We start from the raw sequence: 23,280 nt of genomic DNA, 5'->3' as shown, positions 1-23,280 counted from the left end.
TCAATACAACTCGACGGTCTGGCGCAGCAACCCTGTTTGCTCGGCACTCGGTCCGGCGAGGATCTCGACCTCGCCCGCCTCGAACATGGGCAGCAGGTCCGGCCCGAGGTGGCGCAACTCGGCTGCCGGCAGCGCCAGCTTCACCGAGCCGGCTTCGCCCGGCTTCAATCGCAGCTTCGCGAAGCCCTTGAGCTCCAGCAGCGGCCGGGTGACGCGGCTCAGCTTGTGGCGAACGAACAGGAAGACGGTCTCTTCGGCCTCGCGCGCGCCGACGTTGCGCAGGCTGACGCTGACCGCAAGCCGGTCCTGTTCGCGCACGCGCCGCGGCTCGACCTGGAGCTCGCCGTACTCGAACCGGCCGTAGGTCAGCCCGTGGCCGAAGTCGTACAGCGGCGTGTTGGCCACGTCCAGGTACTTGCTCGTGAAGTGGTCGGCGGGATTCATCGGCCTGCCGGTGGGGCGCTGGCCGAAGTAGATCGGCACCTGCCCGAGGGTGCGCGGCCAGCTCATCGGCGTGCGACCACTGGGCGACACCCGGCCGGTGACCACGTCGGCGATCGCGTGGCCGGCCTCGACGCCGAGGAACCACGCGGCCACCAGCGCGTCGGCGTGCTCGGACAGCCAGGGGACGACGAGCGGGCGGCCCGAAAACAAGACCGCAACCACGGGAATGCCGAGCGCCCGCGCACGCGCGACCACCGCTTCGGCCAGCGCTTGCTGTCGCCCCGGCAGCGCTGGTGTGGCGCGACTTGCCGCTTCGCCGCTCATGCTGGCGCGCTCGCCGAGGCATAGCACGACCGCGTCGGTGCCATCGCACAGCGCGACGGCTGCGTGGATGCCGCTGTCGTCGTCGCCCTCGATGGCCACCCCGGCCGCATGGCGGATGTCGGCCTTCGGCAGCGCGGCGCGCAGGCCGGCCAGCACGCTGACGGCCGGCTCGTGTTCGCCGGCACCCCACCACGGGCCTTTCATCTCGGTGCTCGCGTCGGCCAGCGGGCCGATGACGCACAGTGCCTTCGCGCCCGCAGGCAAGGGGAGGGCGTCGCGCTCGTTCTTCAGCATGACGATCGCCTTGGCCCCGACCTCGCGCGCCAGCGCGTGCCGCTCGGCGATGGTCGCCGCGGGCTCCGGTGTCGCGCCGCGGCGGTAGGGGTCGTCGAACAGGCCGAGCTGCTCCTTGAGCCGCAGCACGCGGCGCACGGACGCATCGATCTCCTCGATCGTCACGCGGCCCTGCTCGAGCGCGACCGGCAGGCCCTTGCGGTACGCGTCGGCCATCATGTCGATGTCGACGCCGGCCTTCAGCGCCAGCACCGCGGCATCGGCGAGATCGGCGGCGACTCCGTGCTTGATCAGCTCCGCGATCGCGTTGTAGTCGCTGACGATGACGCCGTCGAAGCCCATCTCGCCGCGCAGCCACTCGCGCAGCAGGGGGACGTGCGCCGTCATCGGCACGCCGTTGAGATCGGTGAAGGCCGGCATCAGCGTCGCGACGCCGGCGCGCACGGCCGCCGCGAACCCCGGCAGATGCACCTCGCGCAAGGTGCGCTCGGAGATGTCCACCTCGGCGTACTCCCGCCCCGCGTTGACCGCGCCGTAGGCGACGAAATGCTTCGCACAGGCGGCCAGCGATTCGGCCGACGACAGGTCCGCCCCCTGGTAGCCGCGCACCTTGGCCTGCGCGATGCGCGCGTTGAGCCAGGGGTCTTCGCCCGGACCTTCCGCGGTGCGGCCCCAGCGGGGATCGCGCGAGACGTCGAGCATCGGCGCGAAGGTCATCGCCAGGCCGTCGGCCGCCCCTTCGCGCGCGGCCTCGCGCGCCGTGCGCTCCCAGAGGGCTTCGTCGAAGATGCCCGCCTCCGCGGGAGGGATCGGAAAGAGCGTGCGATGGCCGTGGATGATGTCCAGGCCGATCAAGAGCGGAATGCCCAGACGTGACTTCTCGACGGCCAGCCGCTGCATCTCGTGCACGGGCCCGGCACCGACCATGTTCAGCAGATTGCCGACGGTGCCGTCGATGATCGACTGCGTGGAGTCCCCCGCGAAAACTGGCCCGGTGACGGTGTAGCTGGAGGCAGTCATCGTCAGCTGGCCCAGCTTTTCGGACAGCGTCATCCGCGCCATGAGGGTATCGATACGACTCATCGGAGAACTCCAGAATGGAACCCAGGGGGCTCAATAATGGCATGCTGCGGGAGGGTGCATGACCCACCCGGTCGATGAAAGGAGCCATTCGTGTTGAAGGATGACAGAGACCCGAGGGCACTGGCGGCCCTACCCGATGCAGCCTTGATCGAGGCCGTGCAGCGCCAGACCTTCCGCTATTTCTGGGACGGTGCGGATGCCGCCAGCGGGCTGGCGCTCGACCGCCGCACGCTCGCTGGCGACACCGATGGAGACAAGGCCGCGATCGGCGGCACGGGCTTCGGCGTCATGGCCTTGATCGTCGCGGTCGAGCGCGGCTGGGTCACGCGGGATGCAGCCCTGGATCGCCTGCGGCGCATGCTCGACGCCCTGTTTCGCGCCACGCGCTATCACGGTGCCTTCGCCCACTTCATCCACGGCCCGAGCGGCGCGACCGTCCCGATGAGCCCGAAGGACGACGCGGGCGATCTGGTCGAGACCTCCTTCCTCATGATGGGCCTGCTGTGCGTGCGCCAGTACTTCAGCGAGGACACGGCGGCGGCGCGCCGGCTGCGCGGCGACATCGACACGCTGTGGCACGAGGTCGAATGGGACTGGTTCACCCAGGGCGGGCAGGACGTGCTGTACTGGCACTGGAGCCCGAATCACGGCTGGGCAATGAACCATCAGATCCACGGCTGGAACGAGTGTCTCATCACCTACTTCCTGGCCGCGGCCGCGCCGCGCCATGCGATCGATCCGCGGGTCTACCACCGGGGCTACGCTTCCGGTCCCGACTTCTTCAACGGGCGGCAGTACTACGGCATCGACATGCCATTGGGCTCGGCGTACGGCGGGCCGCTGTTCTTCACGCACTACTCGTTCTGCGGCCTCGATCCGCACGGCCTGAAGGATCGCTACGCGGACTATTGGGATCTCAACACCCGCCACGTGCGGATCAACCGCGCGCACTGTATCGCCAATCCCCGGGGCTACCGGGGTTACGGCGAATCGTGCTGGGGCCTGACGGCCAGCGACGACCCCGACGGCTACCTCGCGCACGACCCGGGCAACGACAACGGCACCATCTCGCCGACGGCCGCGCTGGCCAGCCTGCCGTTTGCGCCTGCCGAAGTGATGCAGGTCGTGCGGCACTTGCTGACCGTGCATGGCACACGGGTGTGGAAGGACTACGGCTTCATCGATGCGTTCTGCGAACAGCGCGGCTGGTTCGCCGAAACCCATCTTGCCATCGACCAGGGCCCGATCGTCGTGATGATGGAGAACCATCGGACCGGCCTTCTGTGGAAGCTGTTCATGAGCGTGCCCGAAGTGCAGGCCGGACTGCGGCGCCTGGACTTCACCAGCCCGCATCTCGTGGCACCGCAAGCATGAGCCGCACGGCCGCCCCGAAGGCGAATGGCACCGCAGCCGAAGGCGAAGGTAGTCCAGCGAGAGCCGGCGCAACGAAGCTGCAAGACCCGGCATTCGAGTCCTGGCTCGAAACACAGCTGGGTCATTCGGCGAAAGCGATGCTGTCCAGCATCTCGCCGGTGTCGATCGTCAAGGATCGCTCCGGCTTCGGCCAGACCATGCGGCCGATCCCCGGTGCGATCGTCGCCTCCCCCGTGCTCGGCGGCTACGACCCGGACCCGGACTACTTCTTTCATTGGTTCCGCGACTCGGCCGTCGTCATCGATGCCCTGCGCCTGCTCTACGTCGATCGGCGCGTCGGCGACGAGGCCCTGCAGCATCTGCGCGACTTCACCCGCTTCAGCCTTGGCTTGAACGGGCTCGACGGCCGCACGATTGCCGCGGTGTCCGACCGCAGGGCCGGCGTGGCGCCCGACTTGCTGCAGTACCTGCGCGAGGACAGCGAGCTCGCGAGCGTCCACGGCGCCGTCCTCGCCGAGACGCGGGTGAACCCCGACGGAACGCTCGACATCTTGCGATGGCCGCGCCCCCAGCACGATGGGCCGCCGCTGCGTGCGCTGGCGCTGCTGCGCTGGGTGGCCGGCGGGCACCTCGACGCGCCCCTGCTGGCGGAGGTCGCGACCCTGATCCGCCTGGACCTCGACTTCACGCTGCGTCACTGGCGCGAGCCGTCGTACGACATCTGGGAGGAGGAAAGCGGCCATCACTACTACACGCTGCGCGTCTCGGCGGCCGCGCTGGCCCAAGGCGCGGCATGGCTGCAGGGGCTGGGCGACACGGCGCAGGCGCAGCGCTGTCGGGGGGCGTCGCAGGCGGTGCTCGACCTGCTCGACAGCTACTGGGTAGACGATCGCGATGCGACGCACGGGTACTACCGTTCACGCGTGCTGGCGGACGGCCGGCCCAGTCCGAAGGCGCTGGACATCGCGGTGATCCTGTCGGCGATCCATGCCCTCGGCACGGAGGCCACGCATGGCCCGGCCGATCCACGCATGCAGGCCACGCTGGCGCGACTCGAGGCGCTGTTCGATGCGGCCTATCCGATCAACCACGGCCGTCCCGAAGGCCGCGGCCCGGCGATGGGCCGCTACGCCGGCGACGTGTACTACTCGGGGGGTGCGTACTACTTCTCGACGCTCGGCGCCGCCGAGTTCTGCTTCCGCGCCGCGGCGGCGGGCGGCGATGCACGCCACTGGAACCATTGGACGGGGCGAGGCGACGCCTACCTTGCCACCGTACGCGCGTACACGCCGGCCGGTGGCGACCTGTCGGAGCAGTTCGACCAGCGCAGCGGCGCGCAGACCTCGGCGAAGCAGCTGGCCTGGAGCCACGCCGCGTTCATCTCGTGTATCTCGGCGCGCAGAATCGCGACCGCAGGCCAGCCGCGGCAGCGATGAGCGCAGCCTCGCCGACCCTTGCCGAGCCGGCTCTGAAGACCGGTGTCGTCGGTCAAATCCGCGAGCTGCTCGGCGCCGTGCGAGTGTCCGCGGTCGGGAAAACGCTTGCCGCGCTCTCGGGCGGGATCGTCGCGGTCATCGCGCTCACGGCGTACGGCCAGATCGAGCTCAATAGCTGGAACAAGCCGTTCTACGACGCGATCTCGCGTCGCGACGTCGGCGACTTCATCGAGCAACTCGGCATCTTCGCGGTGATTGCGGGCGCGCTGCTGGTGTTGAACGTCGCCCAGAGGTGGCTGGTCGAAACCTTGCAGCTGAAGCTGCGCCAGGCCTTGGTCACCGACCTCGTCGGGCTGTGGCTGCAGCCGCGCCGGGCGTTCTGGCTCCAGGGCAGCGGCCCCATCGGCGCCCATCCGGACCAGCGCATGCACGACGACACGCTGAAGCTGTGCGACCTGTCGGTCGGCCTCGGCGTGGGGCTGCTGCAGGCAGCGATGCTGTTCGGCAGCTTCGCGAGCGTGCTGTGGGTTCTCTCCAGGGACTTCATCATCTTCTTCGACGGCAAGGACCATCCCCTGCCGGGCTTCATGCTGTGGGCCGCGATTCTCTATGCGGTCGCCGGCTCGTTGATGACCTACTGGGTCGGCAACGGGCTCGTCTCGCGCAACGCCGAGCGCTATGCGCGCGAAGGCGAATTGCGCTTTTCGCTGACCCGCATCAACGAGCACCTCGACGGCATCTCGCTGGCCGGCGGCGAGCCTGACGAGAAACGACGCGTCGCCGTGCATCTGGGCGACGTGCTGCACGCCACGTCGCGCGTGGTGCTCGGGCTGACCAACCTGACCTGGGTCACCGCGGGCTTCGGCTGGGTCACCGTCATCGCGCCGCTGCTGGTGGCCGCCCCGCTGTACTTCACGGGGAAGGTTTCGTTCGGTGGCCTGATGATGGCCGCCGCCGCCTTCACGCAGGCGCAGTCGTCGCTGCGCTGGTTCGTCGACAACTTCAGCCTCATTGCCGACTGGCGCGCCACGCTGCTGCGCGTCGCCGGCCTGCGCCAGGTGCTGGCGGCCGAGCTGGAGGCACAGCCGAGCGGCAGCCGCATCGTCTATGAGGAGAGCGAAGCCGGAACCCTCGAGATCGAAGCGCTCGAGGTCCGCACCTGGACCGGCCACGACCGGCTGGACGCCGCAGAGCTCGTCGTGCACGCCGGTGAGCGCCTGTTGATCCTCGGCACGCCGGGCACCGAGAAGACCTTGCTGTTCCGGGCGCTCGCGGGCCTCTGGCCCTGGGGTTCCGGCACTGTGCGCCGGCCCCGCGGCGAGACGATCCACTACATGCCGCGCGGCACGCCCTACCTTCCCCGCGGCACGCTGGCCGAAGCGCTGTCGTACGGGATGGCGCCATCGAGCTATCCGAGGGAAGCCATGGTGAGCGCGCTTGCGAGCGTGGGCCTCCAGCGGCTGGAATCATTGCTGGACAAGACAGGCCGCTGGGAACGCGAGCTCAGCATGGACGAGCAGCTGCGGCTGGGCTTCGCCCGCGTGGTGCTGCAGGCGCCGCCCTGGCTGGTCATGGACGAAGCCTTCGGTGCGTTCGACGACGACACGCTCGAGCTCATCATCGACGTGATCACGACCAGGCTCGCGCGCACGGGCATTGTCCACATCGGGTCGGCCGGAGAGGCGCACGATCGGCTGTTCACGCAGGTGGTGCACCTGGTCAAGGCGCCGGTGGCCGACCTGGTTGCACCTGGTGATGATGCGCAGCCAGGCGCGCACGAGGAGGTCAAATGAGCCTTCTTTCTCGTCGCGCGCTCGTGCTGCTGGTGCTTGCGCTGCCGGCCTGGGCCTGGGCGCTGGATTTCGGCTTCAAGCCACCGAGCGACCCCGACGATGTCGCCGCGGTCGACGTGATGCGAGATCTGGCGCAGCGCATCGTGCCGGTCTACCAGGAGGCCGAAACCGACGCCTTCCTGGCCAACATGACTGCTCTGCAGATCGTCAGCGGCGCCTACCGCGCGGCCGCCGACAGCAACAGGACCCTGCGCGGCCGCCAGCAAGGCAAGCCCTTCGACGACCTGGCCGAGCGCGCGATCCTCGACGGCATCTATGCGCGTGCGCGCGCGTTCGAATCGACCGAGCGCCTGACCTTTGCCAAGGCCTATGCGCGTGCGTTCCAGGAGCTGGTGTCGCCGCTCGACAATGCGCGGGCCGCAGCCGTCATCGCGCGGCTCCAAACCCCGCCGGCGGCGTTCAGGGAACCAGTGCGGCAAGCCTTCGAGCGCTGGCGTGCGAAGGGCAGCATCCCGCAGGCCGACGCGGTGGCGCTCGTGCGGGCCTGGCTTGCCTATCACTCCCGTCGCAGCTTCGCCGCGCTGCTGCCCGAGCTGGTCGCGGCGGAACACAGCCGCCGCTACATAACGGAAACCGACGTCCGGATTCCCGTGCGCGCGGGTGTCGTCATCCACGCGAACGTGGTCCGGCCCGGGGGCGCGAAGAGTCCCCTGCCGACGCTGCTGCGCTTCACGCTCGATCCCGCCGAGGACGACGCGCAGCGCAGCGCCGTCAAGGGCTACGTCGGCGTCACGGCGTACGTGCGAGGCCGCACGCCCGACGGCAGGGGGGCCGTGCGGCCGTTCGTTCGCGACGGCGAAGACGCCGCGGCCGTCATCGACTGGATCGCCAGGCAGCCGTGGAGCGACGGCCGCGTCGGCATGCTCGGCGACGGCTACTCCGGCTACGCCGCCTGGGCCGCAGCGCGCAGAAAACCGGCGGCACTCAAGGCCATCGCCACGATGGCGCCGATGGCGCCAGGCATCGACTTCCCGATGGCTGGACAGATCTACCGCAACGCCATGGTCCGCTGGGCGCAAGAGCACGCGAGTGGCGGGGCCTTGCGCGCCGACGCCGGCGCCGACCAGGACGCGCGTTGGCAGGCGCTCGATGCGCGCTGGTATCGCGTCGATGGCCCTTACTGGGACGTGGACCGCGTCCTGCTGGGCAAGCGCAGCAAGCTGATTCGAACCTGGCTGACGCACCCCAGCCACGATCGCTACTGGCGGAAGTTCTTGCCGTCGGCGAAGCAGTTTGCGCAGATCGACATTCCGGTGCTCGGCATCGCCGGCTACTACGGCGCCGAGGCCGGCGCGCTGTACTTCCACCAGGAGCATCGTCGCAACCGGCCGCAGGCCGACACGACGCTGCTGATCGGCCCTTACGACGCCGACTCGATCCGGCTCGGCACGGCAGCGCAGCTGCGCGGCTATACGCTCGACCCCGTCGCGCGCGTCGATCTGCCCGAGCTGCGCTACCAGTGGCTCGACCACGTGTTCAAGGGCGCAAAGAAGCCTTCGCTGCTGCAGGATCGCGTCAACTACCAGGTGATGGGCGCCGATGAATGGCGGCATGGCCCGACGCTCGACGCGCCCGATCGCAACCGGCTGCGCCTGTACCTCGACACCCGCGAGCGCGACGGCTCGCATCGTCTGTCGCCTTCGCCGTCCGAAGGCGATGGAAGCGTGCAACTCTCGGTCGACCTCGCCGATCGCCGCGACGCGCGCATCCCGTGGCCGGACGCGCTGCGCGGCAAGCAACTGCCCGCGCGCAACAGCATCAGCTTCGTCAGCGATCCTCTGCCGAGGGACACCGAGATCGAAGGCAGCCTGCGCGGCGAGTTCGACATCACGCCCTCGCGGCAGGATGTGGACCTCAGCGTCTCGCTGTACGAACAGACGGCGAATGGCGAATACCAACTGCTGTTCGAGCCCTATGACTTCCGCGCCAGCTACGCCGGCCACCGCGTGTATCGCCGGCTTCTTCGGGCTGGCGAGCGCCAGTCGCTTGCGTTCACCGCCGAGCGCGTGACCGCTCGCAAGCTTGCGGCCGGCAGCCGCATCGTGCTGCTGGTCGGCCTCAACAAGCGCCCCGACCGGCAGATCAACTACGGCAGCGGCAAGGACGTGAACTCCGAGACCCTCGCAGACGCAAAACGGCCTGTGCGCGTGCGCTGGCATGTGCGCAGCCACGTCGAGATCCAGACCAGTGGGCCGTAACAGCCAGGTCGGAAATGCCTGCCACGCCGACTACTCGGCGGCGCAATCGATCCCGCCCGCGCTCAGGTGCAGCACGCGGTCCGCTCGTGCCGCGGCGGCCTCCGAGTGCGTGACCAGCACCAGCGAGGCGCCGTGCTCGCGCGTCTGCGCGAACAGCACTTCCATCACCTTCGCCGCGGTGCCCGGGTCGAGATTGCCGGTGGGCTCGTCGGCCAGCAGCAGCGCGGGCCGGTGCACGAGCGCGCGAGCGATGGCCACCCGCTGCAGCTGGCCACCGCTCAGCTGGCCCGGCAGGCGTTCGCCCAGGCCCGCGAGACCCACCGCCTCCAGCATGCGGGCCACGCGCGCCGGATCTGCCTGCTTCAACAGCATCAGCGGCAAGGCGACGTTCTGCGTCACGTCCAGGTGCGGCAGCACATGGAAAGCCTGGAACACGAAGCCCACGTGCCGGCGGCGCCAGAGCGCGCGCGCCTCGCTGTCGAGCGCGCCGATGTCGACGGCGTCGTGCACGATGGCCCCGGCATCCCAGGTGTCCAGCCCGGCCATGCAATTGAGGAGCGTGGATTTGCCGACGCCCGACTCGCCCACGACGGCGACGAACTCACCGGGCGCGACCTCGAGCGAGACCTGCTCGAAGACGACGCTGTCGCCGTAGTGCTTGGCCAAGCCTTCGACCTTCAGCGTCATTGCATGCCTTCGCCTTCGCCCGCAGCTGCGGTGCTGTTCGCCTCCGGAGCGGCCGTGCGGCGCAATGGAGTACCTTCGCCTTCGGCTGCGGTGCTATTCGCCATCGGAGCGGCCGTGCGGCTCATGCAATCTCGCCCACGGCGTCCACGATGCGCGCGATCGCATCGGGGGCTTCGGCCGGCACCACGTGGCGCGCGGGCATGCTGCGCAGCCAGGTGATCTGTCGCTTGGCGAGCTGTCGCGTGGCCGCGATGCCGCGCTCGCGCAGCTCGGCCATCGGCCATTGGCCATCCAGCGCCTCCCAGGCCTGGCGATACCCCACGCTGCGCATAGAGGGCAGGTCGGGCACGAGGTCGCCGCGCGCGCGCAGCGCCCGCACTTCGTCGAGCAAGCCAGCGGCGAGCATCGCGTCGAAGCGCTCGGCGATGCGCTGGTGCAGCCAGGCGCGTTCGGTCGGCTCGAGCGAGAAGAGCGCGATCGGCGGCAGGCCGCCGGCGCGTTCCGCCGCGTGGAAGCTGGAGATGGCGCGTCCGCTGGCGAGCCAGACCTCCAGCGCGCGCTGGATGCGCTGGCTGTCGTTGGGTGCGAGCCGCGCGGCGGTGGCTGCATCGACCTGCGCCAGCCGCGCATGCATTGCGGGCCAGCCCAGTGCCGCGGCCTCGGCGTCGAGCTGCCGGCGGAGATCCGGATCGGCGGCGGGCATCGCATCGATGCCGTCCGCCAGCGCCTTGAAGTACAGCATGGTGCCGCCCACCAGCAGCGGCAGCCGGCCCCGACCGCGGATCTCCGCCACCAGACGCGTGGCATCCGACACGAAGGCGGCCGCGCTGTAGGGATCGCGCGGATCGCGGATGTCGATCAGGTGGTGCGGAACCTCGGCGCGCTCGGCGGCAGTCGGCTTGGCCGTGCCGATGTCCATCCCGCGGTAGACCAGGGCCGAATCCACGCTGACGATTTCCACCGGCCGCGCGCGGGCGATTGCCAACGCCGCCGCAGTCTTGCCCGAGGCCGTGGGTCCGGCCAGTGCCACGTAGCCTGCCTCAATGGCCATGGGGTTTGCCGTGGCGGCGCACCAGGACCCAGGGGCTGGGAGACATGCGTGATGCGGGCGGCTCGGCGGCCGGGCTGACAACGGGGGCGGCAGCGGGTGCTGCGATGGGCGGCATGCGCCCGAGGGTAGCAAATGCGAGGCGGCCCGGCTGAGGGCCGCGGCCGACGTCAGATCTTGTGCGGCAGCGCCGAGGCAGCGTCACGCTGATCGGCGGGCATGGCCGGCCGGGCGGCAGGCGCTTCATGTGGCGTCGCCGCTTCTTCCTGCGACGCCAGCACGGTCGGCGGCTTCATGCGGAACAGCTGGCCCAGGGCGGCGCGGTATTGCGCCTGGCCGATCGAGCCGGTGCTGTGGTGCGAGCCACCTTCGACCAGCACGAATTGCTTGGGCACCGTGGCGGCTTCGTAGAGCTTGCGCCCGAGCGTCGGGTTGATCAGGCTGTCGGCGCTGCCGTGCACCACCAGCAGCGGGGCCCCGATGCTCTTGACCTTGGAGATCGCCTCGAAGCGCTGTGTGATGAGCGGGCCGAAAGGCAGCCAGCCCCACTTGAAGCTGCCGACCACGTCGGCGATGGAGGTGAAGGTGCTCTCGACGATGGTGCCGCTCTCGTCGTTCACCTGCGAGGCCAGGTCGATGCCGATTGCACCGCCGAGCGAGTGGCCGAAGATGTAGCGGTGCTGCTTCGGGTGCCGGGCCGCCAGCCAGATCCAGGCGGCACGCGCGTCCTCGCGGGCCGAATCTTCGGAGGGCAGGGCCTTGCTGCTCTTGCCGAAGCCGCGGTAATCGATGGCCAGCACCGAGAAGCCCAGGTCGTGCATGCGCCGCATGCGCGGTGCGGAGGCGGCCACGTTGTACTTGGCTCCGTGCAGGTAGAGCAGCACCGGGGTGTCGACCGACTCCGGCGCGCCGCCCAGCCAGAGGCCGTGCAGCCGGGCCGGCTGGCCCGTGACCTTGGACTGGAAGTCGATCCAGACATGCTCCATGCCCTCGCTCATGGCCTCGGAGTTGCCCCAGCTGCGGTCACTGGGTTGGAAGATCCATTCGCGCTGCCGCTCGTCGAGAGTGGAACAACCCCCGGCCAGCAAGGCGACCAGGGCGGTAGCGGAGGCGAAGAGGGACCAGGACTTCATCGAAGCTGAATGACAGAGGATTGAGATAAAAGTTCACTCAAGACTGCATGCAACGGCCGTGCCCGGTTTCTCGATGACGCGTGAAAACCCTTGGTAGCGCGGCCAACTTGCGACAAATGTGCGGGAGTTGGCGCCAGGCGGACCCTGACGGGCGCCTCAGCGGCCGCGCATGAACAGGCCGTCCAGCTCCCGAACCGAGAGCTGGCGCCAGGTCGGCCGGCCATGGTTGCACTGGTCGGAGCGCTCGGTGGCTTCCATCTGGCGTAACAAGGCGTTCATCTCGTCGATGGTCAGCCGTCGGTTGGCGCGCACCGCGCCGTGGCAGGCCATGGTCGACAGCAGCTCGTTTTGGGCTCGCTGCACGACGGTGCTGGCGTCGTGCTGGGCCAGTTCGGCCAGCACGCCGCGCGCCAGCTCCACCGGGTCGCCATCGGCCAGGGTGCCGGGCACTGCGCGCACCGCCAGCGTGCGAGGGGAGAAGGGGGTGATCTCGAGGCCCAGCGCGGGCAGCACGGCAGCGCAGGCCTCGGCGGTGGCGACCTCCTGGGGCGTGGCGGCGAAGGTGGCGGGAATCAGCAGCGGCTGGCTGGCGATGGCCGCGCCGTCGAGCTGGGTCTTCAGGCGCTCGTAGACGATGCGCTCGTGGGCGGCATGCATGTCCACGATCACCAGGCCCTGGCTGTTCTCGGCCAGGATGTAGATGCCTTGCAGCTGGGCCAGGGCGCGGCCGAGGGGCCATGCTTCATCGCCGTGGGCGGCGGTTGGCCTGGCGGAGGGCGCCTGCTCGAAAGAGCTGGCGGAGGCCGCTTCCTGGGGCGCCGTGGCACCGAACGATGACAGAGGCGCAGCAACCGGCTCGCGCCTCTCGCCGGGCCACATCGCGGCGGCATCGCCCAGGCCGCGCTCCCCGGCGAAATGCATCGCGGGCTGGGTCCATGCCGGTGCGGCCGGCCCGCTGCGCGGCTTGAAGAAAGGCGCGGCCGGCACCGAGACCGCATCGCCGGCACGTGGCGCCGCCAGTGCGTTCTCGATCGCGTGGCGCACCGCCTGGTGCACCTCGCGCCCGTCGCGAAAGCGCACCTCGATCTTGGTCGGGTGCACGTTGACGTCGACCCGCGCCGGATCGATCTCGAGGTACAGCGCATAGACCGGCTGCCGCTGGCCGTGCAGCACGTCCTCGTAGGCGCTGCGCACCGCATGGGCCAGCACCTTGTCGCGCACGAAGCGACCGTTGACGTAGAAGAACTGCTGGTCGCCGCGCGAGCGCGCCGCATCGGGGATGCCGGCGCGGCCCGTCACGCGCACCGGCCCGGCGGCATGCTCGACCGCGACGCTCTGCGCCACGAAGTCGTCGCCCAGCGCATCGGCCAGGCGCGGATCGCGCGCTTCGGCGGCGCGCCATTGCTCGACCAGCTTGCCTTCGTGCCATACCGCGAAGCCCACGTCGGGGCGGGCCAGCGCATGGCGCCGCACGGCCTCGATGCAGTGGGCCAGCTCGGTGGCGTCGGTCTTCAGGAACTTGCGGCGGGCCGGCGTGGCAAAGAAGAGCTCGCGCACCTCGACCGTGGTGCCGGTGGCGCGCGCCACCGGGCGCAACTCGCCGGTGCGGCCATCGAGTGCAAAGGCGCCCTCGGCGCCTGCCGCGCGCGAGAGCAGGCACAACTCGGCGATCGCATTGATGGCGGCCAGCGCCTCGCCGCGGAAGCCCATGGTGCCCACTGTTTCGAGTTCGCCAAGGCTCGCGATCTTGCTGGTCGCATGGCGGCGCAGCGCCAGCGGCAGCTCGTCGCGCGGCAGGCCCTGGCCGTCGTCCTCGACCGAGATCAGGCGCACGCCGCCGGCCGCGAGCCGCACCGTGATCTGGCGCGCGCCGGCGTCGAGGGCGTTGTCGAGCAGCTCGCGCACCACCGAGGCCGGGCGCTCGACGACTTCGCCGGCAGCGATCTGGCTGATCAGTTCGTCGGGGAGTTCGCGGATGGGGCGGCGCACGGCCGAGGGCAGGGCAGAGGGAAGGGCGCTCACACAGGCATTCTAGATAGAAGGAGGGCTTCCCTGAGGGCATGCCTCGCCGGACCCGGATAATGCGCGGCCATGGAAATCATCAGCTTCTTGGTCGACTTCATCCTTCATGTCGACAAACACCTCGAGACCTTCGTCATCGCCTACGGCCCCTGGGTGTATGCGCTGCTGTTTCTCATCGTGTTCGTCGAAACGGGGCTGGTGGTCATGCCCTTCCTGCCGGGCGATTCGCTGCTCTTCATCGTGGGCGCGCTGTGCGGCGCGGGGCTCATGAGCTTCGGGATCGCGGTGCCGGTCCTCATCGCGGCGGCGATCCTCGGCGACCAGTGCAACTACAGCATCGGGCGCTACTTCGGGCCGAAGGTGTTCCAGTGGGAGAACTCGCGCTTCTTCAACCGCAGGGCCTTCGACCAGACGCATGCCTTCTACGAGCGCTACGGCGGCATCACGATCGTGCTGGCGCGCTTCATGCCCTTCATCCGCACCTTCGCGCCCTTCGTGGCCGGCGTGGCCGAGATGACCCGCGGCAAGTTCACCCTCTACAACATCGGCGGCGCGCTGCTGTGGGTGGTGGGCCTGTGCACGGCCGGCTACCTGTTCGGCAACCTGGCCTTCGTGAAGGAGCACCTGGACAAGATCATCTGGGCGCTGATCATCGTCCCGGGCCTGATCGCGATCTTCGGGGCCTGGCGGGCGAGCCGTACGCCCTCTTCGGTGCGCTGACCCGGCAGCTCTCGCAAAGAAAAAAGGCGTGCCATTGGCACGCCTTTCGTCCATGCGTGAAACGCAGGGTCAGTAGGTCGGCCCGTTGTAGGGGTAGTAGTTGCTGCTGCGTTGGCCGCGGTAGTAGTTGCGCTCATAGTTGCGCTCGTCGGCGCGACGACCCACCTGGTTGCCGATGACACCGCCGATGGCAGCGCCGCCCACCGTGCTGGCCGTGTTGCCGCCGATGGCATTGCCGATCACCGCGCCGCCGACTGCGCCGCCGGCCGTGCCCCATTGCTCGTTGGGGCCTGATGCGCAGCCCGCCAGCGTCATGATGGCCGTGGCCGAAGCGGCCGTGATCCAGAGACGTGTCTTCATGTTGTCCACCTTTCGATGAGTGATGAAGACATTGTCGAAAACTGACGTCCGGCGCTTGTAGGAGTCTGCCGCACCCCCTTGACCGAGAGTGCGCGGAGGGGGTGTGCAACAAGAAGCAACCGCGAAGTCGTCCGTGCGGCCCCGCGTCAGCGCCCCGAGGCGGTCACCGCGATGCCGCGGATCTGCCCGGCGGCGCGAGAGGGCGCGGGCCGCGGGAAAGCCTTGGAATCGAAGCGGTACAGCAGCTCGGCCTCGCGCACCCGCGCAAGCGCGACGTTGGCCTGCTTCACATGGCCGAAGCCACGCATCTGCATCGGCAGCAGTGCGATCTCGGTCGCGACCTTCAGCCGCTCGGCGTCGAGCGAAGGCAGCAGCGACTCGATGCGTCGGCGGTAGTCCTCGATCAACGCACGCTCCATGCGCCGCTCGTCCGTGTAGCCGAAGGGATCGAGCGCCGTGCCGCGCAGCCGGCGGCCGTGGGCCAGCAGCTTCAGCACCGGCATCATCCAGCCGCCCAGGCGCAGCTTGCGCGGCGGCCGGCCATCGCGTGCATGGCTCAGTACCGGCGGGGCCATGTAGAACTCGAGCCGGAGCTCGCCCTCGAACTGCTGCTGCAGCGAGCGCGCGAACTCGCCGTCGGTGTAGAGCCGGGCCACCTCGTACTCGTCCTTGTAGGCCATGAGCTTGAAGAGCCCCTGCGCCACCGCCCGCGTGAAGGGCAGCGCCGGATCGGCCTGCAGTGCGGTCTCGCGCTCCCGCGCCGCTGTCACCGTGGCGGCATAGCGCTCGGCGTAGGCGGCGTTCTGATAGGCGGTGAGGTGGGACATGGCGCGTTCGATCAGCGCGTCCAGCGGCTCGGGCTGCGCGGGCTCGGCCGAGGTGCCGCGCAGCAGCGAGGCCGCGGCCTCCGGGTCGCCGGCGGCGAGCCGGCCCAGCGAGAAGGCGAGCTTGTTGTTGTCCACCGCCACGCCGTTGAGCTCGATGGCGCGCAGCAGGGCCTCGAGGCGCACCGGCACCAGGCCGCGCTGCCAGGCGTAGCCGAGCGCGAGGATGTTGGAGACGATCGAATCGCCGAGGAAGGCGTCGGCCAACGCTTGCGCGTCGAGCGTCTCCACGCGCTCGGCGCCGGCGGCGAAGCGCAGCTTTTCGAGCAGCTGCGGCGCCTTGAGGCTGGCATCCGGGTTGTGCAGGCTCTCGGCGACGGGCGTCTCGTGGGTATTGGCGAGGATGCGGGTGCGCCCATGGCGCACGGTGACGAGCGCGTCCGCCGAGGCGCCGACCACCAGGTCGCAAGCCAGCAGCGCATCGGCCTGCTGGGTGTCGATGCGCACCTGGTTCAGGCGCCAGTGCACATCGGCCAGGCGCACGAAGCTGAGCACCGAGCCGCCCTTCTGGGCGAAGCCCATGAAGTCGAGCACGCTGGCGCTCTTGCCTTCCAGGTGCGCCGCCATCGCGACGAGCGCGCCGACGGTGACCACGCCGGTCCCGCCGACGCCCGTCACCAGCAGGTCGTAGGGGCCGGTCCAGACATGGGGCGCCGGACGCGGCAGCGCGTTCACGCGCTGCATGAAGGCTTCGGCACCGGTGGCCAGCGCACCGGTCTTCTTGCGCATGCCGCCGCCCAGCACGCCGACGAAGCTCGGGCAGAACCCCTGGGCGCAGGAATAGTCCTTGTTGCAGCTGCTCTGGTCGATCTTGCGCTTGCGGCCCAGCGGCGTTTCCATCGGCAGCACGGCCACGCAGTTGCTCTGCACCGAGCAGTCGCCGCAGCCCTCGCAGACCCGGTCGTTGATGTAGAGGCGCCGCGCGGGATCGACCAGCTCGCCCTTCTTGCGGCGGCGCCGCTTCTCTGCGGCGCAGGTCTGCTCGTAGATCAGCACGGTGACGCCGGGAAGCTCGCGCAGGCGCCGCTGCACCGCATCGAGCTCGGCGCGGTCGTGGAATTCGGTGCCGGCAGGGAAGCGCCGCCGCAGGCTCTTGTACTTGCCGATGTCGTCCGACACCACCACCACCTGCTTCACGCCCTCGGCTTCCACCTGGCGGGCGATGCCGTCGACGCTGATGAGGCCGTCCACCGGCTGGCCGCCGGTCATCGCCACCGCGTCGTTGAAGAGGATCTTGTAGGTGAGCGTGGCCCCGGCCGCGACCGCCTGGCGGATCGCGAGGTAGCCCGAGTGGTAGTAGGTGCCGTCGCCGAGGTTCTGGAACACGTGCGGCACGCGGGTGAACATGGCGTGCGACACCCAGTCCACGCCTTCGCCGCCCATCTGGATCAGGCCCTCGGTCTCGCGGTTCATCCAGCTGGCCATGAAGTGGCAGCCGATACCGGCCTGCGCGTGCGAGCCCTCCGGCACGCGGGTGCTGGTGTTGTGCGGGCAGCCGGCGCAGAAGTAGGGCAGGCGCTTGACGCTGTCGCTGGTATTGGACAGCAGTTCGGGCGGCGTGAAGTCGCGCACCAGGTGGCGCCGGTCGAGGTCCGGGAAATGAGTGGCCAGCCAGTCGGCGACGACCTGGATCAGGCGCGAGGGCCGCAGCTCGCCGACCGGGCTCACCAGTGGCCTGCCTTGCGCGTCCTGCTTGCCGACGATGACCGGGCGCGCCGGGGCGTTGTAGAACATGGAGCGCAGCTGCTCCTCGACCACCGGGCCTTTCTCCTCGATCACCAGCACTTCCGCGAGGCCCTGCATGAAGCAGCGCATGCGGGTCGGCTCGACGGGGTAGGTCAGGCCCAGCTTGTAGATGCGCAGGCCGTGGCGGGCCAGGGTCTCGGTGGTCACGTCCAGCCGCCGCAGCACCTCCATCAAATCGTAGTGCGCCTTGCCGGCGGTGACGATGCCCACCGTCGCGTTGGCACTCTCGACGATCAGGCGGTCGATGCTGTTGACGCGGGCGAAGGCGCGCACTGCGTCGAGCTTGGCGTGCAGGCGCTCTTCGATCTTCAGCGAGGGCAGGTCGGGCCAGCGGTAGTGGAGGCCGTCGGCCGGCGGCGCGTAGCCGGTGATCTGGCGCACGGTGTCGCCGTCCTGCCAGGTGGCGGCACGGGCGTTGACCAGATCGAGATCGACCGTCGAGCCGCTTTCCACGATTTCCGACAAGGCCGTGAAACCCACCCAGTTGCCCGAGAAGCGCGACAGCGCCCAGCCGTACAGGCCGTACTCCAGGTATTCGGCAACGCAGCCCGGCGAGACCACCGGCGCATGCCAGGACTGGAAGGCCTGGTCGCTCTGGTGCGGCATCGAGGAGGACACGCAGCCATGGTCGTCCCCCGCGACCATCAGCACGCCGCCATGGGCCGATGCGCCGTAGGCGTTGCCGTGCTTGAGCGCGTCGCCCGCGCGGTCCACGCCCGGCCCCTTGCCGTACCACATCGCGAACACGCCGGCGCAGGTGCGCTCGGGGTCGGCCTCGACGCGCTGGGTGCCGAGCACCGCGGTGGCGCCGAGTTCCTCGTTGATGGCGGGCAGGAAGCGGATGCCGCTCTCGTCGAGCTTCTTGCCGGTTTTCCACAGCGCCAGGTCCACCATGCCCAGCGGCGAGCCGCGATACCCGCTGATGAAGCCGCGCGTGTCCAGGCCGGCGGCAGCGTCGCGCTGGCGCTGCATCAGCATCAGCCGCACCAGCGCCTGCGTGCCGGTGAGGAAGACGGACCCGCCGCTGGCCCAGAGACTGTCGCTCAGGCGGTAGTCGGGGCGGGCGAGGGGCGCGGGGGCAGTGGTGTCGGCCATGGCGTTGGATGTACCTCGTGTACCTCGCGAGACTAACGCTGGATGATGGCGAAGGATGCAGGAATTCGCCGCAGGCCGCACGCCGATGCCGTGCGGGACAGCATGCCGTGCGGCAAGCCGGAAGGCTTACAGCTCGCGGCTGCGCGCCAGCGGCGGGTTCTGCGCGAAGTAGCGGTGGATGCCGCGCATCAGGGCATCGGCCAGGTCTTCCTGGTAGGCCACGCTGCGCAGCTTGGCCTCTTCCTCGGGGTTGCTGATGAAGGCGGTTTCCACCAGCACGCTGGGAATGTCGGGCGCCTTGAGCACCGCGAAGCCGGCCTGCTCGACCCGCGGCTTGTGCAGCCGGGCACCGATGCCGCGGATCTCGCCCAGCATCGCGCCGCCGAGCTTGAGGCTGTCGTTGATCTGCGCCGTGGTGCTCATGTCGAGCAGGGCGCGCTGCACCTGCGCCTCGTGCGAGCCGACGTTGACGCCGCCGACCCGGTCGGCCTGGTTCTCCTTGTTGGCCAGCCAGCGCGCGGCGCTGCTGGAGGCGCCGGTCTGGCTCAGCGCGAACACGCTGGCGCCGCGCGCATCGGGGTTGGTGAAGGCATCGGCATGGATGCTCACGAACAGGTCGGCCTGCACGCGGCGGGCCTTCTGCACGCGGGTGCCCAGGGGAACGAAGTAGTCGGCGTCGCGCGTGAGGAAGGCGCGCATCGGGTTGCCGTTGACGCTGCTGGCGTTGATGCGGTCGCGCAGCCGGTGCGCGACCTGCAGCACGATGTCCTTCTCGCGCGTGCCGTTGGGGCCGATGGCGCCCGGGTCCTCGCCGCCATGGCCGGGATCGAGGGCGACGATGATGATGCGGTCGGTGCGGCTGGCGGTGGCCGTGCTGCCGTTGCCGTTGCTGCGCGCCGTTGCCGACGGCGCCGCGGGGGGCATCACCGGCGCAGTGCCGACGACCGGCGGCAGCGGCGCGGGCGCCACCAGCGCGGGGGCGGGCGCGCTGCCACCGGGCGGCGTGGTGGGGCGCATCGATTGCTGCGCCATCAGGTCGCCCAGCGGGTCGTTTGCGGGCGGCGCCGGCCGCAGCGGCGCGGGCGCGTCGCCGGGTGCGCCCGCGTTGTGCGGCGCGATGCCGGCCACGGTGCTGTCGCGGCCCTGCGCCTTGGGCGCATCGCGCAGGCGCTCGGCGATCAGCGCCTCCATGGGGTCGATGGCCTGCTGCGGATAGAGGTCCAGCACCAGCCGGTGCTGGTAGGCGGCCACCGGCGCGAGCGAGAAGACCTGCGGCGCCACCGTCTGCTTCAGGTCGAACACGATGCGCACCACGCTCGGCGCGAACTGGCCGACGCGCAGGCCGTTGATGAAGGGGTCCCCGGGCTTGATCTTGCCGACCAGCTCGCGCAGCGCCGGGTTGAGGTCGATGCCTTCGATGTCGACTGCGAGCCGCGGCGGATTGCCTACCACCAGCTGCTGGGACCTCAGGCGGCCGTCGGATTCGATGGTGACGCGCGTGTATTCGTTTGCCGGCCAGACGCGCACCGCCACGATGGTGGCGCCGCGCGCGATCTCGTGCACGCCGAGCAGCAGGGCGAGGCTGCCGCCTTGCAGGATCAGTGAGCGTCGGTTCATTGGAATACCTCCGCCTTCGGCTACGGTGCTATTCGCTTTGGGAGCGGCCCGGCTGCTCATGATGCGGCGTCGATCAGGCGGCTGCCAAGCGCGGTGTTCGCCTGCAGGGTCACGGTGCGGGTATCGTCGGTCATTGCTTCGATTTTAATAGCAAGGTCGGCAACGGGAATGCGCCCTGCAGCGTTGTCGGGCCACTCCGCGAGCTTGAGGCCGGGGCCCGCGAAGATGTCGCGGAAGCCGGCGTCGTCCCATTCGTGGGGGTCGCTGAAGCGGTAGAAGTCGAAATGGAAGATGGCGAGCCCGCCGGGTGCCTCGTGCGGCTCGACCACTGCGTAGGTCGGGCTCTTGATGCGCGAGCCGATCCCCAGCGCCCGCAACAGGTGGCGAACGAAGGTGGTCTTGCCGGCGCCGAGGTCTCCATGCAATGCGATGAACGCGTCGCCCAGTGCTTGCGATGACGCGAGCTTGACCGCGAGCGCGTCGCAGTCGTCCTCGCTCAGCCAGCGCTGCACCAGGGTTCGCGTTTCTACAATCGGCAGGTGATCGGCAGCCATCAACTCGTGAGTCGGATTCGGGCAGAGGCCCGGGAGCTCGGATTCTCCCAAATCGGGATCGCGGGCGTCGATCTGTCGAGCGCGGAGGAAGGACTCGCGCAATGGCTGGCGCAGGGCTTCCACGGCGAAATGCACTACATGGCCGCGCACGGCACGCGGCGCGCGCGCCCGGCCGAGCTGGTGCCGGGCACGGTGTCGGTGATCACCGCGCGCATGGACTATCTGCCGCGCGGCACATCCGAGGACTGGCAGGCCGTCGAGTTCGACCGGCTGCGGCGTCCGGGCGAAGCCATTGTCTCCGTCTACGCCCGCGGTCGCGACTACCACAAGGTGATGCGCGGGCGCCTGCAGCGGCTGGCCGACCGCATCGCCGCGGCAGTGGGGCCCTTCGGCCACCGCGTGTTCACCGACTCGGCGCCGGTGCTCGAGGCCGAGCTCGCCTCGCGCAGCGGACAAGGCTGGCGCGGCAAGCACACGCTGGTGCTCGACCGCGAGGCGGGCTCGATGTTCTTCCTCGGCGAGATCTACGTCGACATGGCCCTGCCGGCGAGCGCGCCGGTCAGCGCCCATTGCGGCAGCTGCAGCGCCTGCATCGAGGTCTGCCCCACGCGCGCCATCGTGGCGCCCTACCGGCTCGATGCGCGGCGCTGCATCTCCTACCTGACGATCGAGCATGCCGGGCCGATCCCGCTCGAGCTGCGGCCATTGATCGGCAACCGCATCTACGGCTGCGACGACTGCCAGCTGATCTGCCCCTGGAACAAGTTCGCGAAGAAGAGCGCCTTGCCGGATTTCGATGCCCGCGACGGGTTGAGCGGGCGCCAGCTCGGCGAGCTCTTCGCGTGGTGCGAGGAGGACTTCCTTCGCTTCACCGAGGGCAGCGCGATCCGCCGCATCGGCCACGAGCGGTGGCTGCGCAACATCGCGGTGGCGCTGGGCAACGCGCTGCGCGCCGGCCACCGGGAGGCGCGCAGCGCGTTGGCCACGCGGCGCGACGATCCCAGCGCGCTGGTGCGCGAGCATGTGGCCTGGGCGCTGGCCCAGGGCGAGTGAGGCTCAGCGCCGCAGGATCGCCGAGACCTGGGCGGTGCCGGCATCGAGCGAGCGCATCGAGCTCAGCCGCAGCGAGGCGTACTTGAGGACCGGGTTGTTGATCAGCTTGCCGGCGAAGTGGCCGTTGAAGCGGATGTCCTTGCAGCCGCTCACGTCGAGCTCGAGCGAGGCGTTGGCCGGCGAGACGAAGTCGCTGCTGGAGCCGATCAGGGTGCAGGCCGCGTCGGGCAAGTGGCCGCGCACGCTGCCGTCGTCGGCGATCTGCAGGCTGCCGTCGTAGACCGCCGGAGGACCCTGCGCGCCGGTGTCCTGCTGCGTCACGTACAGCAGGAACGGCCCTCGCCACCCGCCGTGGTAGCGGGTGTATTCCTGCGCGTGCGCCAACGGGGCGAGCGATGCCGCGGCGAGAACCAGCAGGGTGCGCATCGGCGAGATGGTAGTCATCCCTGGCGGGTCAGGGAAAGAGCGAAGGGAAGGCTGGCAACGCCCAGCAGGGTGGAAAGCGTCACCAGCCCCGCGACGTAGGCGCCGTTGTAGCCCATCCGCGCCGCCAGCACGTAGGCGCTGGAAGCGGTGGGCACGGCAGAGAAGGTCATCAGCACGGCCGCCTGGGCTGCATCGAGCTGCAGGGCCATCGCCAGGCCCCAGGCGATCAGCGGCAGCACCAGGTGCCGGATCGCCAGCACCGAGACAGCCAGCGCCTTGCCGCGCGCCAGCGTGGCGAACTGCATGCCCGCGCCCGCGGCCATCAGGCCCAGCGCCAGCGAGGCGGCACCGATGCGCGTGAGCGTGGGCTCCAGCCAGCTCGGCACGCCGAAGCCCAGCAGATTGGCCACCAGCCCGCTCAGCGTCGCGATGATCAGCGGATTGCGCAGCAGCTGCCGCGCGAAACCGCTCTGCGCATGCCGCGCCATCGGCCAGACCGCGGCGATGTTGAAGAGCGGCACGCACACGCCGATCAGCACCGCGATCATCAGCAGGCCGGCCGGCCCCGCCATGCGGTCGGCCAGCGCCAGGCAGATGAAGGAGTTGAAGCGGAAGGCGATCTGCGCGCTGGCTGCATGATCGCTGCGGTCGATGTGCGTGCGCAGCCACGGAAGGAAGGGCAGGGCGTAGGCCAGCGCGATGCCGGAGAGTCCGACGCCCACGCCGGCGGTCAGCAGATGCGATGTGGCGCCGAAGTCGAGCGGGCTGCGCACGATCGAGTGGAACAGCAGCACCGGGAAGAGAAAGTAGTAGACCAGGCTCTCGACCTGGTCCCAGACGCGCCGGTCCAGCGGGGTGTAGCGGCACAACAGCCAGCCGCAGGCAATGAGGGAGAAATCAGGGAAGAGCAGCTGGGCATAGTTCACCGG

General features: G+C 69.7%; 17 protein-coding genes. 6 read left to right on the top strand and 11 right to left on the bottom strand.

All coding sequences use genetic code 11. The annotated features are described in order from the left end of the window. Complete coding sequence (locus tag ACMGEZ_RS07740) at positions 1–2,145, bottom strand: glycoside hydrolase family 3 N-terminal domain-containing protein (RefSeq protein ID WP_436821679.1); 2,145 nt, start codon at positions 2,143–2,145, stop codon at positions 1–3. Positions 2,146–2,235: 90 nt separating this feature from the next. Here ACMGEZ_RS07740 and ACMGEZ_RS07735 point away from each other — a divergent pair, with 90 nt between their 5' ends. From ACMGEZ_RS07735 to ACMGEZ_RS07720, 4 genes are all read left to right on the top strand, one after another. Then, the gene (locus ACMGEZ_RS07735) at positions 2,236–3,519 is read left to right on the top strand and encodes a glucoamylase family protein (RefSeq protein ID WP_436821678.1); all 1,284 of its coding nucleotides are present in this window, start codon (positions 2,236–2,238) and stop codon (positions 3,517–3,519) included. A gap of 137 nt (positions 3,520–3,656) precedes the next feature. Further along, positions 3,657–4,955: a glycoside hydrolase family 15 protein gene (locus ACMGEZ_RS07730; protein WP_436821677.1), complete on the top strand. Its 1,299-nt coding sequence runs from the start codon at positions 3,657–3,659 to the stop codon at positions 4,953–4,955. Further along, entirely contained in the window at positions 4,952–6,748 is a 1,797-nt protein-coding gene (locus tag ACMGEZ_RS07725; RefSeq protein WP_436821676.1) for an ABC transporter ATP-binding protein/permease, read from the top strand. The genes ACMGEZ_RS07730 and ACMGEZ_RS07725 overlap by 4 nt, the downstream gene beginning before the upstream one ends. After that, positions 6,745–9,006, top strand: a complete 2,262-nt coding sequence (locus tag ACMGEZ_RS07720) for a CocE/NonD family hydrolase (protein WP_436821675.1) — start codon at positions 6,745–6,747, stop codon at positions 9,004–9,006. Before ACMGEZ_RS07725 ends, ACMGEZ_RS07720 begins: the two co-directional genes overlap by 4 nt. Before the next feature lie 30 nt (positions 9,007–9,036). On the opposite strand, the gene ACMGEZ_RS07715 is transcribed toward ACMGEZ_RS07720, so the two are convergent. The 4 genes from ACMGEZ_RS07715 to mutL form a co-directional block, all read right to left on the bottom strand. Next, complete coding sequence (locus ACMGEZ_RS07715) at positions 9,037–9,693, bottom strand: ABC transporter ATP-binding protein (RefSeq protein ID WP_436821674.1); 657 nt, start codon at positions 9,691–9,693, stop codon at positions 9,037–9,039. 121 nt (positions 9,694–9,814) lie between these two features. Further along, positions 9,815–10,744, bottom strand: a complete 930-nt coding sequence (gene miaA, locus ACMGEZ_RS07710; protein ID WP_436821673.1) for a tRNA (adenosine(37)-N6)-dimethylallyltransferase MiaA — start codon at positions 10,742–10,744, stop codon at positions 9,815–9,817. A gap of 167 nt (positions 10,745–10,911) precedes the next feature. Continuing rightward, on the bottom strand, positions 10,912–11,874 hold the full coding sequence (locus tag ACMGEZ_RS07705; RefSeq protein WP_436821672.1) for an alpha/beta hydrolase: 963 nt from the start codon (positions 11,872–11,874) through the stop codon (positions 10,912–10,914). Between the two features lie 156 nt (positions 11,875–12,030). Beyond that, the gene (gene mutL, locus ACMGEZ_RS07700) at positions 12,031–13,896 is read right to left on the bottom strand and encodes a DNA mismatch repair endonuclease MutL (RefSeq protein WP_436821671.1); all 1,866 of its coding nucleotides are present in this window, start codon (positions 13,894–13,896) and stop codon (positions 12,031–12,033) included. Between the two features lie 69 nt (positions 13,897–13,965). Between mutL and ACMGEZ_RS07695 the strand changes: the two genes are divergently transcribed. Continuing rightward, on the top strand, positions 13,966–14,616 hold the full coding sequence (locus tag ACMGEZ_RS07695) for a DedA family protein (RefSeq protein WP_436821670.1): 651 nt from the start codon (positions 13,966–13,968) through the stop codon (positions 14,614–14,616). 69 nt (positions 14,617–14,685) lie between these two features. Here the strand turns inward: ACMGEZ_RS07695 and ACMGEZ_RS07690 are convergent, their stop codons facing one another. The 4 genes from ACMGEZ_RS07690 to tsaE all read right to left on the bottom strand — a co-directional run bounded on the left by ACMGEZ_RS07690 (position 14,686) and on the right by tsaE (position 20,872). After that, complete coding sequence (locus tag ACMGEZ_RS07690; protein ID WP_436821669.1) at positions 14,686–14,976, bottom strand: YMGG-like glycine zipper-containing protein; 291 nt, start codon at positions 14,974–14,976, stop codon at positions 14,686–14,688. A 146-nt stretch (positions 14,977–15,122) separates the two neighbouring features. Further along, positions 15,123–18,701: an indolepyruvate ferredoxin oxidoreductase family protein gene (locus ACMGEZ_RS07685; RefSeq protein ID WP_436821668.1), complete on the bottom strand. Its 3,579-nt coding sequence runs from the start codon at positions 18,699–18,701 to the stop codon at positions 15,123–15,125. A 126-nt stretch (positions 18,702–18,827) separates the two neighbouring features. Continuing rightward, positions 18,828–20,318, bottom strand: coding sequence for an N-acetylmuramoyl-L-alanine amidase (locus tag ACMGEZ_RS07680; RefSeq protein ID WP_436821667.1), 1,491 nt, complete (start codon positions 20,316–20,318; stop codon positions 18,828–18,830). Positions 20,319–20,374: 56 nt separating this feature from the next. Next, entirely contained in the window at positions 20,375–20,872 is a 498-nt protein-coding gene (gene tsaE / locus ACMGEZ_RS07675) for a tRNA (adenosine(37)-N6)-threonylcarbamoyltransferase complex ATPase subunit type 1 TsaE (protein WP_436821666.1), read from the bottom strand. Here tsaE and queG point away from each other — a divergent pair. Beyond that, positions 20,858–21,925: a tRNA epoxyqueuosine(34) reductase QueG gene (gene queG, locus ACMGEZ_RS07670; RefSeq protein WP_436821665.1), complete on the top strand. Its 1,068-nt coding sequence runs from the start codon at positions 20,858–20,860 to the stop codon at positions 21,923–21,925. The genes tsaE and queG overlap by 15 nt on opposite strands. Positions 21,926–21,928: 3 nt before the next feature. Here the strand turns inward: queG and ACMGEZ_RS07665 are convergent, their stop codons facing one another. Both ACMGEZ_RS07665 and ACMGEZ_RS07660 read right to left on the bottom strand, forming a co-directional pair. Next, complete coding sequence (locus tag ACMGEZ_RS07665) at positions 21,929–22,369, bottom strand: hypothetical protein (RefSeq protein WP_436821664.1); 441 nt, start codon at positions 22,367–22,369, stop codon at positions 21,929–21,931. Further along, positions 22,366–23,277: an AEC family transporter gene (locus ACMGEZ_RS07660; protein ID WP_436821663.1), complete on the bottom strand. Its 912-nt coding sequence runs from the start codon at positions 23,275–23,277 to the stop codon at positions 22,366–22,368. The genes ACMGEZ_RS07665 and ACMGEZ_RS07660 overlap by 4 nt, the downstream gene beginning before the upstream one ends. Between the last annotated feature and the right edge of the window lie 3 nt (positions 23,278–23,280).

The organism is Variovorax stachyos (assembly GCF_051400855.1).
Classification (GTDB): Bacteria; Pseudomonadota; Gammaproteobacteria; order Burkholderiales; family Burkholderiaceae_C; genus Variovorax.
This window is presented reverse-complemented; position numbering and strand designations above follow the sequence as displayed.